A 13,784-nucleotide genomic window follows, 5' to 3' on the forward strand; every position below is an offset into this window, starting at 1 on the left:
CGCCGTGCACTCTGGAAGCCGTCCACGCCCAGCTCGGTGATGCCCGCGTAGAGCCGGCTCCACGTGTGCCGCTGGGCATGCCGCGGTCGAACAGGCCCGGGGGCAGCTCGTCCATCTGTTCTAGGAAGAGGTGCGCCACCCAATCCTGGCTCCCGCGTTGACGATCGCACCGATGCGGCGGGGATCGGCGGGACGGTAGGGTGCCGTGAACTCCATCATCCCCGCCACCCGCACCCGGTCCACGGTGAAGCTGTAACCGCGTCCGGACTGCACCGGCGTGCGCACACCGAAGGGTGCGGCCGGCTGATGCTCCAGTGGTACGACGCCCTCCTCGCGGAGACCGCCGCCCACCACCTCATGGTCGACTTCCACGGCTCCACGATCCCCAAGGGCATCCAGCGGACCTGGCCGCAGGTCATGACCCTGGAGAGCGTCGCCGACGAGGAGAAGCGCACCAACACCGCGGCCCACCTCACCACCCTGCCCTTCACCCGCAACGTCATCGGCTCCATGGACTTCACCCCGGGCGCTTCCAGCGCGTCGGCCTGCGCCCCAACTCCGACGCCGCCGAGGTCGGGCTCACCGTCGCCTACGAGTCGGGCCGGCAGATGTTCGCGGGCACCCCCGAGTCCTACGACGAACGGCCCCTTGCCCGGTCCTGCTTCGACCAGGTCCCGGCGGGCTGGGACGACACCTCGCTGCTCGCCGGCAGCCCCGGTCAGGAGGCCGTACTCGCCCGCCGCAGCGGCGACCACTGGTTCCTCGGCGGCGTCTACGCAGGCGCCGCCCGCTCGGCCGCGGTGCCGCTGGCCATCGGCCCCGGGCGGTGGCTGGTCGAGACGATCGAGGACGGCGCCGACGGGCTCGTCCGGAAGAGGGAGGTGCTGCGCGGCGGCGCCACGCTGGTCGTGGATGTCGTGGCCAACGGCGGCTTCGCCGGAATCGCCTGCCCCTGGCGCCCGGGGATCAGCAGCTGCCACCGGTGAGCGCAGTCGACCCGACAGGCCGTTCACACTGATGAACATGGCTCACGTGGGTGTACAGCAGCGTGTCCGCCGTGCAACGCTCGGTCAACTCCGTTCTCCCATTGACCAGTTGGAGGAACCGGCATGAGTGTTTCCCGGCGGACGATGCTGGCCACGGCGGTCGGCGCCGCAGCGATAGGCGCTGCCTCGACACCCGCCACGGCCGCGGACCTGAACGCCGGCCGGACACCGGCACCGACCCTGCGCAAGCTCCGCGCGGCGGCCGACTACGCCGTCGAGAAGCTGCACACCGTCGCGCCGACCGTGACCGCCTTCCCCGTCGGCACGAAGTTCGAGAAGTGGACCTACTCACAGAACGGCGACTGGGTCGGCGGGTTCTGGCCCGGCACGCTGTGGATGGCCTGGCTCTACAGCAAGGACGACACCTTCCGCACGCAGGCGCTGGCCTCGGCGCAGAAGCTGGCCCCGCGCCAGTACGACACCGGCACGCACGACCTCGGCTTCCTCTTCTACCCGTCCTGGGTCACCGCCTGGAGGCTGACGGGCGATGAGACGTGGCGGACCGGTGCCGTACGGGCGGCCGACTCCCTGATCCAGCGGTACAACCCGCGCGGGCGCTTCATCAGGGCGTGGGGCGCGCTGAACGACCAGGGGAACGCCGGCCGCGTCATCATCGACACGATGATGAACCTTGACCTGCTGGCGTTCGCGAGCAGCCGGACCGGCGACGACAAGTACCTGGACATCGCCGTGGAACACGCGAAGACGGCTCAACGGGTCTTCCTGCGCCCGGACGGATCGACGCCCCACGTCTACGACTTCGACCCGAACAGCGGCGCCGCGATCGGCCCGAACACCGTGCAGGGGTACAGCCCCACGTCCTGCTGGTCGCGCGGCCAGGCGTGGGGGCTGTACGGGTTCACCACGATGTACCGCCGCACCGGGAACCCCGAGTTCCTGGCCACCGCCCGCAGACTCGCGGACTTCGCGGTCGGGGCCCTGACCCCGGACCACGTCCCGGTCTGGGACTACCGCGCGCCGCAACAGCCGGACGACATCAAGGACGCGTCGGCCGGGGCGATCATGGCGTGCGGGCTGCTCGACCTGGCCGCGGCCACCGGCAGGCACGCCTACCGCGAGGTGGCGCTGCGCCTGCTCACCGCGCTGTCGGAGACGTGCCTGACGAGGAACTCGGCCCGCGCGGAAGCGGTGGTGGCCCGCTGCACGCGTAACCGGCCGGCCGAGGACGGGGTCGAGATCTCCCTTCCTTACGCCGACTACTACCTGCTGGAAGGCATCCTGCGGGTGCTGCAGCCGCAGGACGTCGACCGCGCGATCGACCTCTCCAGGGTCTGAACCGGCGGGCCCGCGGTCACCCCGCGATGGAGTCCAGCTGTTCCGCCGCCGGGCGCAGGGCCCACAGGTCGCCGCCCGGCGGCGCCTCCAGCAGCGGTACGGCTCGCTGCGCCTGCCTGTCCCCGGCGTCGGCGGCCGCGTGCACGACGTCGGTCGCCGCGTACCGGTGGAACTCCATCTCGGGGTGCGGCCAGGCGGCGGCTCCCGTCGCGGCAGGCAGCAGATAGTCCACCGCCTTGAACAGGCTCTGCCCGTCCGGCCCTCGGTAGGCCCACAGGTTCACACCGACGTGCCGGCCGATGGCCGCGAGGCGGGTGTAGGCGACCAGGTCGAACGTCGAGTAGTGCCAACTCCTGGTCCGGGTCAGCTCCTGCGGCTGGCTGCCGTCGGACGCGATCTGCGGCGCGATGCGCTTGCTCCGGGCGTCCAGGACCGTCCGGCGGGCGAGTTCCTCGTCGCCCGTCGCGTAGGCGAGCCCGGCGAGCTGCATGTCGTAGAAGGTGCCGTGGTTGTTGGTGGCCGCGGCCTCCTGCTTGCCGAAGTCGCTGTTCCTGAGCCAGTCGCGGAAGGCGGTGTTCCACCCCGCCATCCCGGCGCGGTCCTTCGCCGTCCAGCCCGGGGCGCCCGTCTGCAGCAGGGCCAGCGCGTCGAGGACGCTCGTGTACGACTGCGAGAAGTCGATGATGCCGATGGCACGGCCGTCGTACTTGCACGGAATGAACTGGGCGTGGTCGAGGTTCGGGTTCATCCTCGTGGCCGGATCGAGGAACCAGGTACGCAGCACCTGGCCGGCCTTCTCGGCGTAGCGCTTGTCGCCGGTGTAGTACCAGGCGAGCGAGAGGTCGTAGGTGGAGTCGAAGGTCTTCTCGACGTCCTGGCGGTCGGTGCCGGAGTCGACCTCCGGGTTGCGCTCGCCGTCGCGTTGCACATACGGGCAGCCCCACGGGTTGTCCGGGGTCGGGGCCTTGGTGGGCCACCAGTACGGGGCCTGGCTGAGGTAGTCGTGGACGTCGCCACCGGGCGCGGGCCGGGGCTTGTCGACGACCGTCCAGGGGCCCTGGTCCAGCCATCTGTCCGCGCGTGTCCGCAACGCCCGGAGTGCCTGCCGGAGTTGGGGATCGCCGCGATCGAGGCGGATCTTCGTCTGGTGCAGGCGCGGGCCATCCAGGACGGCGGTGTGCGGGATGCGAGGTGCCTGCTGTGCCTGTGCCTGTGCCTGTGTCTGCGCCTCTGCCGGAGCCGAGGCGGCGGGGGCGGCGCCGGTGGTGAACGCGGCCAGGACCGCCAGCAGGACACCCCAGCGGGATCTTGCAGTCATGAGCCACTCCCTGACTGTTGAGGACTGTTGACGTTCAAGGGTGTGAATGGTGTTCAGATCTATGGTGGCGTGAGCATGCCACGACGCTCGAGTCCACGGAAGGGGTCGTGCCGCGCTTTGTCGGGCCCTTGACCGCCGTTCGGCTCTCCCTGATGCTGTGTTGCGACGTACGAGATGCGTGCCGTAATGAGCAACATCTGATTCCGGTCTCGACCAGCCGAGGAGTGGCCATGACGCACCAGGTCCGTGCTGTCGTCGCGCGGGGCAAGGGCGCCCCCGTCAGCCTGGAGACGATCCTCGTGCCGGACCCGGGCCCGGGCGAGGCGCTGGTGAAGATCGAGGCCTGCGGGGTGTGCCACACCGACCTGCACTATCGCGAGGGCGGCATCAACGACGACTTCCCCTTCCTGCTCGGTCATGAGGCCGCCGGTGTCGTGGAGTCGGTGGGGGAGGGCGTCACCGATGTCGCCCCCGGCGACTTCGTCATCCTCAACTGGCGTGCGGTGTGCGGGCAGTGCCGGGCCTGTCTGCGCGGCCGGCCGTGGTACTGCTTCGCCACCCACAACGCGAAGCAGAAGATGACCTTGCCGGACGGCACCCAGTTGTCCCCGGCGCTGGGCATCGGTGCGTTCGCGGAGAAGACGCTGGTGGCGGCAGGGCAGTGCACGAAGGTCGACCCGGCCGCGTCGGCGGCCGTGGCCGGGCTGCTGGGCTGCGGGGTGATGGCGGGCATCGGCGCGGCCATCAACACCGGGAACGTCGGCCGGGGCGACTCGGTCGCCGTCATCGGCTGCGGCGGCGTCGGCGCCGCGGCGATCGCGGGATCCGGCCTCGCGGGCGCGGCGAAGATCATCGCGGTGGACATCGACGACCGCAAGCTGGAGACCGCCGGGAAGCTGGGCGCGACGCACACCGTCAACTCCAGGGACACCGACGCGGTCGAGTCGATCCGTGAGCTGACCGGCGGATTCGGCGCCGACGTCGTCATCGAGGCGGTCGGCCGCCCGGAGACGTACAAGCAGGCCTTCTACGCCCGCGACCTCGCCGGCACGGTCGTCCTGGTCGGTGTCCCGACCCCGGAGATGAAGCTGGAGCTGCCGTTGCTGGACGTCTTCGGACGCGGCGGCGCCCTGAAGTCGTCCTGGTACGGCGACTGCCTGCCGAGCCGGGACTTCCCGATGCTGATCGACCTCCATCTGCAGGGCCGGCTGCCCCTCGACGCCTTCGTCACGGAGACCATCGCCCTGGACGACGTCGAGAAGGCCTTCGAGCGGATGCACCACGGCGACGTACTGCGCTCGGTGGTGGTCCTCTGATGGCCGGCGCCGGCATCGAACGCCTCGTCACCTCGGGGATGTTCTCCCTGGACGGCGGCACCTGGGACGTCGACAACAACGTGTGGATCGTCGGCGACGACACCGAGGCGATCGTCATCGACGCCGCCCACGACGCCGGGGCGATCGCCGAAGCCCTCGGCGAGCGCACCTTGCGGGCCGTCGTGTGCACGCACGCCCACAACGACCACATCGACGCCGCTCCCGAACTCGCGGAGCGCACCCGTGCCCCGGTCCTGCTGCACGGCGACGACCTGCCGCTGTGGAAGCAGACCCACCCCGACCGGATGCCGGACGGCGACCTGGCCGACGGCCAGGTGCTCACGGTGGCCGGCATCGAACTGACCGTGCTGCACACGCCCGGGCATGCCCCCGGCGCGGTCTGTCTGTACGCGCCGGCTCTGCGGGCACTCTTCAGCGGCGACACCCTGTTCGCCGGCGGGCCGGGGGCGACGGGGAGGTCGTACAGCCACTTCCCGACCATCGTCGAGTCGATCCGGGAGCGGCTGCTGACGCTCCCGGGCGACACCGTCGTGCATATCGGCCACGGGGAGACCACGACCGTCGCCGCGGAGGCCCCGCACCTCCAGGAGTGGATCGACCGCGGCTTCTGACCGCCTCCCGGATGCTCTTCGTACGGCGCCCGTTCCACCTGTTTCCGCAGGTGGTTCGGGCGTTTCGAGCTGCCCGGAAATCGCGTGAACAGCCTGTCCGAACGAGGCCCATGGATGCCTTGACAACGCTTCCGAGCGGCCTTCAGACTGGCGTTGCGCTCATCGCAATCCGTTTCGCTATACGCACCGAGGTGTCATGATGATTCCCGCGTGCCGTCTCGCGGATCTCCCGCGAGGCGAGGCCCTCCGGCTCGATATCGATCCGCCGGTCTCGGTGTTCCACACCGACGATGGCGAGCTCTTCGCCATCGACGACACCTGCACCCACCAGGACGCGTCGCTCGCCGACGGCTGGCTGGAGGGCTGCGAGGTGGAATGCCCGCTGCATGCCTCGAAGTTCGACCTGCGTACCGGCGCGGTCGACGCCCCGCCGGCGAAGCTCCCGGTCCGGACCCACGAGGTCGTCGTCGAGGACGGCGTGGTCCACGTCCGGCTGTCCATGGACGCCCCCAACCTGCCGCCCTGCATCGCAGCCCGGCTCGCCGGGGGAGTCGCGTGAGGACGGTGGCCGTGGTCGGCGCCTCGCTGGCCGGTCTGTCGGCGGCGCGCTCCCTGCGCAAGCAGGGCTTCGACGGACGGCTGGTCGTCATCGGGGACGAGCTGCACCGCCCCTACGACAGGCCCCCGCTGTCCAAGGAGTTCCTGGCCGGCACCCTCGGCGAGACGGAACTCGCGCTGGAGACGGACGACGAGGACCTGCGCGCCGAGTGGCTGCTCGGCTCCCGTGCCGTCGGACTCGACCGCACGGAGCGCACCGTCCGGCTCGCCGACGGGCATCAGGTGCGCGCCGACGGAGTGGTCCTCGCGACCGGCGCCGCGGCGCGCACCCTGCCCGGCTCCGAAGGCCTGTCCGGAGTGCACACCCTGCGCACCCTGGACGACGCCCGCGCGCTGCGCGACGAACTGGCGCGCGGCGGACGGCTGGTGGTGATCGGCGGCGGCTTCATCGGAGCGGAGGTCGCCTCCACCGCGTACACCCTCGGGCTCGAGGTGACCGTGGTGGAGGTGGCGCCGACCCCGCTCGCCGGACCGCTCGGCGAGACCATGGGTGCCGTCGTCTCCGCGCTCCACGCCGACCACGGCGTACGGCTGTTGTGCGGTGTCGGCGTGAAGGGGCTGAGCGGGGAGACCCGCGTCGACGCCGTCCTGCTGGAGGACGGCCGCAGCCTCCCCGCCGACATCGTCGTGGTCGGGGTCGGCGCGATTCCGTGTGTGCAGTGGCTGGACGGCTCCGGCGTCGAACTCGACAACGGCGTCAAGTGCGGGGCGGACGGCCGCACCAGCCTGGCCGGTGTCGTCGCGGTCGGCGACTGCGCCAACTGGTACGACCCCCGGGCCGGCTTCCACCGCCGCGTCGAGCACTGGACCGGTGCGCGGGAGCGGCCCGACGCCGCGGTCGCCACGCTGCTGGCGAGGGGTGCGGTGGCCCCGGGTGTGCCCCGGCCACCGTACTTCTGGTCCGACCAGTACGGCGTGAAGATCCAGTTCGCCGGGCACGCGGCCGGCGCCGACAGCGTGACCGTCGAGGCGGGCGCGGCGGACAACCGTGACGTACTGGCCGTCTACCGGCGCGCCGGGGACCCGGTCGCCGTGCTCGGTATGAACCAGCCGCGTCTGTTCACCCGCTGGCGCAAGCAGCTCGCCGCGGCGACGTCCTGACCCCGCCCCTGAGGCATCACCCCGCCACGACGTTCTCCGAGGAGTGCACGTTGACCTCGACCAGCCTGCCGGACAGCCTGATCGCCACTCTCCCCGGCTCCTCCTACACCGATCCGGTGGTCTTCGCCCAGGAGCAGGAGCGCATATTCGAGACCATGTGGTTCTGCGTGGCGCGGGCGTCCGATCTCGCCGGGCCCGGCGCCTTCCGCACCTTCGACGTGGGCCGCGAGAGCATCCTCGTCACCCGGGCGAGGGACAGCAGTATCCGTGCGTACTTCAACGTGTGCCGGCACCGTGGAGCCAAGCTCTGCACTCAGGAGACCGGCGAGGTCAAGCGGGCCTTCCAGTGCCCGTACCACGCCTGGACGTACGACCTGAACGGCAAGCTCGTCGCGGCACCCAACCTCACCAAGATGCCTGACGTCGGCCGCACCGATTACGGCCTGGTCAGCGTGGCCGTGCGCGAGTGGCTCGGCTATGTCTGGGTGTGCCTCGCGGAGAACCCGCCCTCCTTCGAGGAGGAGGTCCTCGGCGAGATCGTCGCCCGCCTCGGGGACGTCGAGTCGATCGAGCGCTACGGCGTCGAGGACCTCTCCGTGGGCAAGCGGATCGTCTACGACGTCAAGGCGAACTGGAAGCTCATCATCGAGAACTTCATGGAGTGCTACCACTGCGCCACCATCCACCCCGAACTCACCGAGGTGCTCCCGGAGTTCGCGGACGGGTACGCCGCGCAGTACTACGTCGGCCACGGTGCCGAGTTCGGTGCGGACGTGCAGGGCTTCACCGTCGACGGGTCCGAGGGCCTGGACCGCATCCCCGGCGTCGCCGAGGACCAGGACCGCCGCTACTACGCGATCACCGTCAGGCCGCAGGTGTTCATCAACCTCGTCCCCGACCATGTGATCTTCCACCGTATGTATCCGGTGTCCGTCGACCGCACCATCGTCGAGTGCGACTGGCTCTACCTCCCGCACGTCGTCGAGAGCGGCAAGGACGTCAGCCGGTCAGTGGAACTCTTCGACCGCGTCAACCGCCAGGACTTCGACGCGTGCGAACGCACGCAGCCCGGCATGGGCTCCCGGCTGTACGCCAAGGGGGGAGTGCTGGTGCCGAGCGAGCACCACATCGGTGCCTTCCACGACTGGGTGAACGAGCGTCTGGGCGTCCCCCGGTCGTAGCCGGGCGGGTCAGCCCAGGTAGCCCATTCGGTGGCTGATCTCCTCGGCGCCCTTGAGCAGCACCGGGGAGAGCTCGTGCAGGCGCTCCTCGGTGAAGCGGTAGGCGGGCCCGGAGGCGCTGAGGGCCGCGACGACCTCGCCGTCCCGGTTGCGGACCGGCGCGGCGATGGCGTGCAGGCCGATCTCCAGCTCTTCGAGCGTGAAGGAGTAGCCGCGCTCGCGGGCCTCGGAGAGGTTCTTCTCGAGCTTGGTCTTCGCGGTGATGGTGTTCGCGGTGACCTTCTTCATGCCCGTGGTGGACAGCAGCGCGGCGCGCGCCTTGGCGGGCATGTGGGCCAGCAGGATCTTGCCGCTCGACGTGGCGTGCAGCGGGGTCAGCTGGCCGACCCAGTTGTGCGCTGTGATCGCGCCCGGGCCGCGAACCTGGTAGAGGTTGATCGCGTAGTGCTCCTGCATGACGGCGATGTTCACGGTCTCGCCGAGCTCCTCGGCGAGGCGTTCGCAGACCGGACGGCCCTGCTGGGTGATGTCGATACGGCCGGTGACCGCGCCGGCGAGCCGGACGATGCCGAAACCGAGCCGGTACTTTCCACGCTCACCCGCCTGCTCCACCAGACCGCGTGCCTCCAGGGCGCCGAGCAGGCGGAAGGCGGTGGACTTGTGCACATCGATCTCGGCCGCGACCTCGCTGACGCCTGCTTCACCACGCTGGGCGAGGATCTCCAGCACGCTGATGGCACGATCCACCGACTGGACCCCGCCGGCCTGCGAGTTCGACGTTTCCGTGTCCATGCTGTAGTTGCTCACAGTAAAACTATACGCGCAGTAAACAACGCCACGGCAAGCAACAGAGCCGTGATCAGCCCATGAAAAGTTGCGCGGTTCGCAACCTGGTGCGTATCGCGAACCCACCGCTAGCATGCCTCGCGTATCAACGGCGCGAGCGAGACGAGGCACCATGGCTCCTGTGCACTTCGACTTCCTCATCGTCGGCGGCGGCTCGGCCGGCAGCGCACTGGCGAACCGGCTCTCCGCGGACCCGGCCAACCGGGTCCTGGTGCTGGAGGCGGGCCGCTCCGACTATCCATGGGACGTCTTCATCCAGATGCCCGCGGCGCTGACCTACCCGATCGGCAACCGGTTCTACGACTGGAAGTACGAGTCCGAGCCCGAGCCTCACATGGGCGGCAGGCGCGTCTATCACGCGCGCGGCAAGGTGCTGGGCGGCTCCAGCAGCATCAACGGCATGATCTTCCAGCGCGGCAACCCCATGGACTACGAGCGCTGGGCGGCCGACCCGGGCATGGAGACCTGGGACTACGCGCACTGTCTGCCGTACTTCCGGCGGATGGAGAACTGTCTGGCGGCCGACGCGGACGACGAGTTCCGCGGCCACGACGGCCCTCTCGTGCTCGAACGCGGCCCGGCCACCAACCCCCTGTTCGGGGCCTTCCTCAAGGCCACCGAGGAGGCGGGCTACCCCCGCACCGAGGACGTCAACGGCTACCGGCAGGAGGGCTTCGCCAAGTTCGACCGCAACGTCCATCGCGGCCGCCGCCTGTCCGCCTCGAAGGCGTACCTCAAGCCCGCCATGGACCGGCCGAACCTCACGGTCATGACCCGCACCCTCGTCACCCGGGTCCTGTTCGAGGGCAACCGTGCCGTCGGCGTCGAGTGCCGGCGCGGCCGGGGCCCCCTCAAGCAGGTCCGCGCCAAGGAGGTCATCCTCTGCGGCGGCGCCATCAACTCCCCGCAGCTGCTCCAGCTCTCCGGTGTCGGCAACGCCGAGGAGCTGCGTGCCCTCGGTGTCGACGTCGTCCACGACCTCCCGGGCGTCGGAGAGAACATGCAGGACCACCTGGAGGTCTACGTCCAGTACGCCTCCAAGCAGCCCGTCTCCATGCAGCCGTACATGGCGAAATGGCGGGCCCCGTTCATCGGGCTCCAGTGGCTCTTCCGCAAGGGCCCGGCCGCCACCAACCACTTCGAGGCCGGCGGCTTCGCCCGCAGCAACGACGACGTGGACTACCCCAACCTGATGTTCCACTTCCTGCCCGTCGCGGTCCGCTACGACGGCTCCTCGCCCGCCGGCGGCCACGGCTACCAGGTCCACGTGGGCCCGATGTACTCCGATGCCATCGGCTCCGTGAAGATCAAGAGCAAGGACCCGAACGAGCACCCGGCGCTGCGCTTCAACTATCTCTCCACCGAGCAGGACCGCCGCGAATGGGTCGAGGCGGTCCGCGTGGCCCGCAGGATCCTCGAACAGCCGGCCCTCGCCCCCTACAACGGCGGGGAGGTCTCGCCGGGGCCGGGCGTCGCGACCGACGAGGAGATCCTCGCCTGGGTGGCCGAGGAGGGCGAGACAGCCCTGCATCCCTCCTGCACGTGCAAGATGGGCACCGACGACATGTCCGTCGTCGACCCCACCAGCATGCGGGTGCACGGCCTGGAGGGCCTGCGTGTGGTGGATGCCTCCGTGATGCCTTACGTCACCAACGGCAACATCTACGCCCCGGTGATGATGATCGCCGAGAAGGCCGCCGACCTCATCCTCGGCACAGAGCCCCTGGAGCCGTCCACGGCCGCGTACTACCGCTACCCCGACGTCCGGAAGCAGAAGAAGTAGACGCGCGGCTGAAGGGCCGTCGTATACGACGAGTGGGCCGGAGAGCCGGCCCACTCACCCATGTGGCCGAGTCGTTCAGCGGAAGACGACCGTGCGGTTGCCGTCCACCATCACACGGCTCTCGCTGTGCCACTTCACGGCGTGTGCCAGCACCTGCGCCTCCACGTCCCGCCCGACCGTGACCAGCTCGCCGGGGTCGAGCGAGTGGTCCACCCGCACCACGTCCTGCTCGATGATCTGCCCCTCGTCGAGGTCCGGCGTCACATAGTGGGCGGTCGCGCCGACCAGCTTCACGCCGCGCTGGTACGCCTGGTCGTAGGGACGTGCGCCCTTGAAGCTGGGCAGGAAGGAGTGGTGGATGTTGATGGCGCGGCCGTCGAGCTGCTTGCAGAGGTCGTCGGAGAGGACCTGCATGTAGCGGGCCAGCACCACCAGGTCGATGTCCAGCTCCCGCACCAGCTCCAGCAGCCGCGCCTCGGCGTCGGGCTTGGTCTCCCTGGTCACCGGGATGTGGTGGAAGGGGACGCCGTACGTCTGCGCGAGTCCCTCGAAGTCCCGGTGGTTGGAGACGATCGCGGGGATCTCGATGTTGAGGGCGCCGGTGCGCATGCGGAACAGCAGGTCGTTCAGGCAGTGCCCGAACCTGGACACCATGATCAGTGTCCGGACCGGCGTGGCCGCCTCGTTCAGGGTCCAGGAGATGCGGTAGGCCTGGGCTACGGGACCGAACCGGTAACGCAGGCCTTCCGAAGTGGCGTCGGGATCGGAGACGTCGAAGTGGACCCGCATGAAGAAGCGGCCCTGGAGTCGGTCGTCGAACTGCTGGCTTTCCAGGATGTTTCCGGAGTTCCTGACGAGGAAGCCGCTCACGGCGTGAACGAGACCGGCACTGTCGGGACAGGAGAGGGTGAGAACGTACTCGCGGCCGGATGGCGATCGGGGGAAGTTGGGGGACACGTCGACCTCCGTCGGTGCGCATTGCACAACATGGTGAGCGATGCGCAACATGGTCTGCTCGGTGCCGCTTCCGGTCAAGGGTGGCCAGGAAGGTGATCGCATGGTCAAATCGTCATCGGCCAACCCCTTGACGTCCGTCTGGTCATTCGCAAGTGTGTTCCACCACAAGCAATCGGGTGCACGATGCGCAACGACTTCGTTGAAAGGCTCGGCGCGTGGCAGACCTGTACGTGGATGGCGAATGGCGGGAGCCGGTGGCCGGCGGGCAGCGGGACATCCGGTGCCCCGCCGACGGCACGCTCGCGGCGACCGTCTCGGAAGGGACCCGTGCCGACACCGAGGCGGCGATCGCCGCGGCCCGCCGCGCCTTCGACGAGGGGACCTGGCCGGGCACTCCCGAGCAGGAGCGCGGGGCGCTGCTGCTGCGCACCGCCGACCTGATCGAGCGCGAGGCCAAGGAGTTCGCCCGCGCCGAATCCCTGGACACCGGCAAACGCCTGGTGGAGAGCGAGTACGACATCGCCGATGTCGTCTCCTGTTTCCGCTACTACGGCGGCATCGCCGGCACCGACGCCGGCCGCGTGATCGACACCGGCCGCGATGACGCCGTAAGCCGCGTCGTCCATGAGCCGGTCGGTGTGTGCGGGCTGATCACCCCCTGGAACTACCCGCTGCTGCAGGCCAGTTGGAAGGTCGCCCCGGCGCTCCTCGCCGGCAACACGATCGTCCTCAAGCCCAGTGAGCTGACCCCCTCCACCTCCATCCTGCTGATGAAGGCCCTGGAGGAAGCCGGGCTCCCGGCCGGCGCCGCCAACCTGGTCCTCGGCGCCGGGCCCGAGGCGGGCGCACCGCTCAGCGAGCACCCCGCCGTCGACATGGTCTCCTTCACCGGAGGCGTTCAGACCGGCAAACGCATCATGGCCACCGCCGCCGCGAGCGTGAAGAAAGTGGCGCTGGAACTCGGCGGCAAGAACCCCAACGTGGTCTTCGCCGACGCCGACTTCGAGACGGCCGTGGACTTCGCGCTCACGGCCGTCTTCCTGCACTCCGGGCAGGTCTGCTCGGCCGGCGCCCGGCTCATCGTCGAGGACTGCCTGCACGACCGCTTCGTCGACGAGGTCGTCCGCCGTGCCCGGCAGATCCGCCTCGGCGGCCCCTTCGACCCCGAGGCCGAGACCGGGGCGCTGATCTCCGCACAGCACAGGGCCAAGGTCGAGGCGTATGTCGCGGCCGGTCTCGCCGAGGGCGCCGTTCTGCGCTGCGGCGGCGCCCGGCCGGACGACCCCGCGCTGGGAGACGGCCACTACTACCTGCCCACCGTGCTCGACGAGTGCCGACAGGACATGCGCGTGGTGCACGAGGAGTCCTTCGGACCCGTGCTCACGGTCGAGCGCTTCACGGACGAGGACGACGCCGTACGCATCGCCAACGACACCGAGTACGGACTGGCCGGAGCCGTCTGGACGCAGGACGCGGGCAGGGCCCAGCGCGTCGCCCGGCGGCTGCGTCACGGCACGGTGTGGATCAACGACTACCACCCCTATGTGCCGCAGGCGGAATGGGGTGGGTTCGGGCATTCGGGCGTGGGCCGGGAGTTGGGACCGACCGGCCTGGACGAGTACCGGGAGACCAAGCACATCTGGCAGAACATCCAACCCCGGCCGCAACACTGGTTCCGCGGCTGAACGCC

At 69.8% G+C, this 13,784-nt stretch carries 12 protein-coding genes and 1 pseudogene; 9 read left to right on the forward strand and 4 right to left on the reverse strand.

The features are described from left to right. Positions 1-120 precede the first annotated feature (120 nt). Positions 121-372, reverse strand: a complete 252-nt coding sequence (locus OHO27_RS36880) for a hypothetical protein (protein WP_328430746.1) — start codon at positions 370-372, stop codon at positions 121-123. Here OHO27_RS36880 and OHO27_RS36885 point away from each other — a divergent pair. Further along, a pseudogene (locus tag OHO27_RS36885) lies at positions 307-986 on the forward strand (glycoside hydrolase family 97 catalytic domain-containing protein); the annotation flags it as partial. The gene OHO27_RS36880 and the pseudogene OHO27_RS36885 overlap by 66 nt on opposite strands. A 123-nt stretch (positions 987-1,109) precedes the next feature. Continuing rightward, complete coding sequence (locus tag OHO27_RS36890; RefSeq protein ID WP_328429274.1) at positions 1,110-2,342, forward strand: glycoside hydrolase family 88 protein; 1,233 nt, start codon at positions 1,110-1,112, stop codon at positions 2,340-2,342. 16 nt (positions 2,343-2,358) lie between these two features. Here OHO27_RS36890 and OHO27_RS36895 read toward each other — a convergent pair whose 3' ends face one another. After that, a complete protein-coding gene (locus OHO27_RS36895; RefSeq protein WP_328429275.1) occupies positions 2,359-3,660 on the reverse strand; it encodes an alginate lyase family protein in 1,302 nt (433 codons plus the stop codon). A gap of 230 nt (positions 3,661-3,890) precedes the next feature. Here OHO27_RS36895 and OHO27_RS36900 point away from each other — a divergent pair, with 230 nt between their 5' ends. The 5 genes from OHO27_RS36900 to OHO27_RS36920 all read left to right on the forward strand — a co-directional run bounded on the left by OHO27_RS36900 (position 3,891) and on the right by OHO27_RS36920 (position 8,508). Then, entirely contained in the window at positions 3,891-4,976 is a 1,086-nt protein-coding gene (locus OHO27_RS36900; RefSeq protein ID WP_328429276.1) for an S-(hydroxymethyl)mycothiol dehydrogenase, read from the forward strand. Further along, positions 4,976-5,608 (forward strand): MBL fold metallo-hydrolase, encoded by a 633-nt coding sequence (locus OHO27_RS36905; protein WP_328429277.1) that lies wholly within the window; start codon positions 4,976-4,978, stop codon positions 5,606-5,608. The genes OHO27_RS36900 and OHO27_RS36905 overlap by 1 nt, the downstream gene beginning before the upstream one ends. 196 nt (positions 5,609-5,804) lie before the next feature. Beyond that, entirely contained in the window at positions 5,805-6,167 is a 363-nt protein-coding gene (locus OHO27_RS36910; protein ID WP_328429278.1) for a bifunctional 3-phenylpropionate/cinnamic acid dioxygenase ferredoxin subunit, read from the forward strand. After that, complete coding sequence (locus tag OHO27_RS36915) at positions 6,164-7,327, forward strand: NAD(P)/FAD-dependent oxidoreductase (protein ID WP_328429279.1); 1,164 nt, start codon at positions 6,164-6,166, stop codon at positions 7,325-7,327. The genes OHO27_RS36910 and OHO27_RS36915 overlap by 4 nt, the downstream gene beginning before the upstream one ends. A gap of 50 nt (positions 7,328-7,377) precedes the next feature. Next, positions 7,378-8,508 carry an aromatic ring-hydroxylating oxygenase subunit alpha gene (locus tag OHO27_RS36920; protein WP_328429280.1) on the forward strand — a complete coding sequence of 377 codons (1,131 nt, stop codon included), beginning with the start codon at positions 7,378-7,380 and terminating at the stop codon, positions 8,506-8,508. Between the two features lie 9 nt (positions 8,509-8,517). On the opposite strand, the gene OHO27_RS36925 is transcribed toward OHO27_RS36920, so the two are convergent. Next, positions 8,518-9,300, reverse strand: coding sequence for an IclR family transcriptional regulator (locus OHO27_RS36925; RefSeq protein ID WP_328430657.1), 783 nt, complete (start codon positions 9,298-9,300; stop codon positions 8,518-8,520). A 166-nt stretch (positions 9,301-9,466) separates the two neighbouring features. Here OHO27_RS36925 and betA point away from each other — a divergent pair, with 166 nt between their 5' ends. After that, the gene (gene betA / locus OHO27_RS36930; protein ID WP_328429281.1) at positions 9,467-11,137 is read left to right on the forward strand and encodes a choline dehydrogenase; all 1,671 of its coding nucleotides are present in this window, start codon (positions 9,467-9,469) and stop codon (positions 11,135-11,137) included. 75 nt (positions 11,138-11,212) lie between these two features. Here the strand turns inward: betA and purU are convergent, their stop codons facing one another. Beyond that, positions 11,213-12,094, reverse strand: a complete 882-nt coding sequence (gene purU / locus OHO27_RS36935; protein ID WP_328429282.1) for a formyltetrahydrofolate deformylase — start codon at positions 12,092-12,094, stop codon at positions 11,213-11,215. A gap of 215 nt (positions 12,095-12,309) precedes the next feature. Here purU and OHO27_RS36940 point away from each other — a divergent pair, with 215 nt between their 5' ends. After that, positions 12,310-13,779 (forward strand): aldehyde dehydrogenase family protein, encoded by a 1,470-nt coding sequence (locus OHO27_RS36940; protein ID WP_328429283.1) that lies wholly within the window; start codon positions 12,310-12,312, stop codon positions 13,777-13,779. Positions 13,780-13,784 lie beyond the last annotated feature (5 nt).

It is taken from the genome of Streptomyces sp. NBC_00443 (assembly GCF_036014175.1).
GTDB lineage: Bacteria > Actinomycetota > Actinomycetes > Streptomycetales > Streptomycetaceae > Streptomyces.

Bases quoted from the DNA above. Each gene is read 5' to 3' on its own strand.
- OHO27_RS36890 (WP_328429274.1), top strand. From the start codon at position 1,110: ATGAGTGTTTCCCGGCGGACGATGCTGGCCACGGCGGTCGGCGCCGCA.
- OHO27_RS36895 (WP_328429275.1), bottom strand. From the start codon at position 3,660: ATGACTGCAAGATCCCGCTGGGGTGTCCTGCTGGCGGTCCTGGCCGCG.
- OHO27_RS36900 (WP_328429276.1), top strand. From the start codon at position 3,891: ATGACGCACCAGGTCCGTGCTGTCGTCGCGCGGGGCAAGGGCGCCCCC.
- OHO27_RS36905 (WP_328429277.1), top strand. From the start codon at position 4,976: ATGGCCGGCGCCGGCATCGAACGCCTCGTCACCTCGGGGATGTTCTCC.
- OHO27_RS36910 (WP_328429278.1), top strand. From the start codon at position 5,805: ATGATGATTCCCGCGTGCCGTCTCGCGGATCTCCCGCGAGGCGAGGCC.
- OHO27_RS36925 (WP_328430657.1), bottom strand. From the start codon at position 9,300: ATGGACACGGAAACGTCGAACTCGCAGGCCGGCGGGGTCCAGTCGGTG.
- betA (WP_328429281.1), top strand. From the start codon at position 9,467: ATGGCTCCTGTGCACTTCGACTTCCTCATCGTCGGCGGCGGCTCGGCC.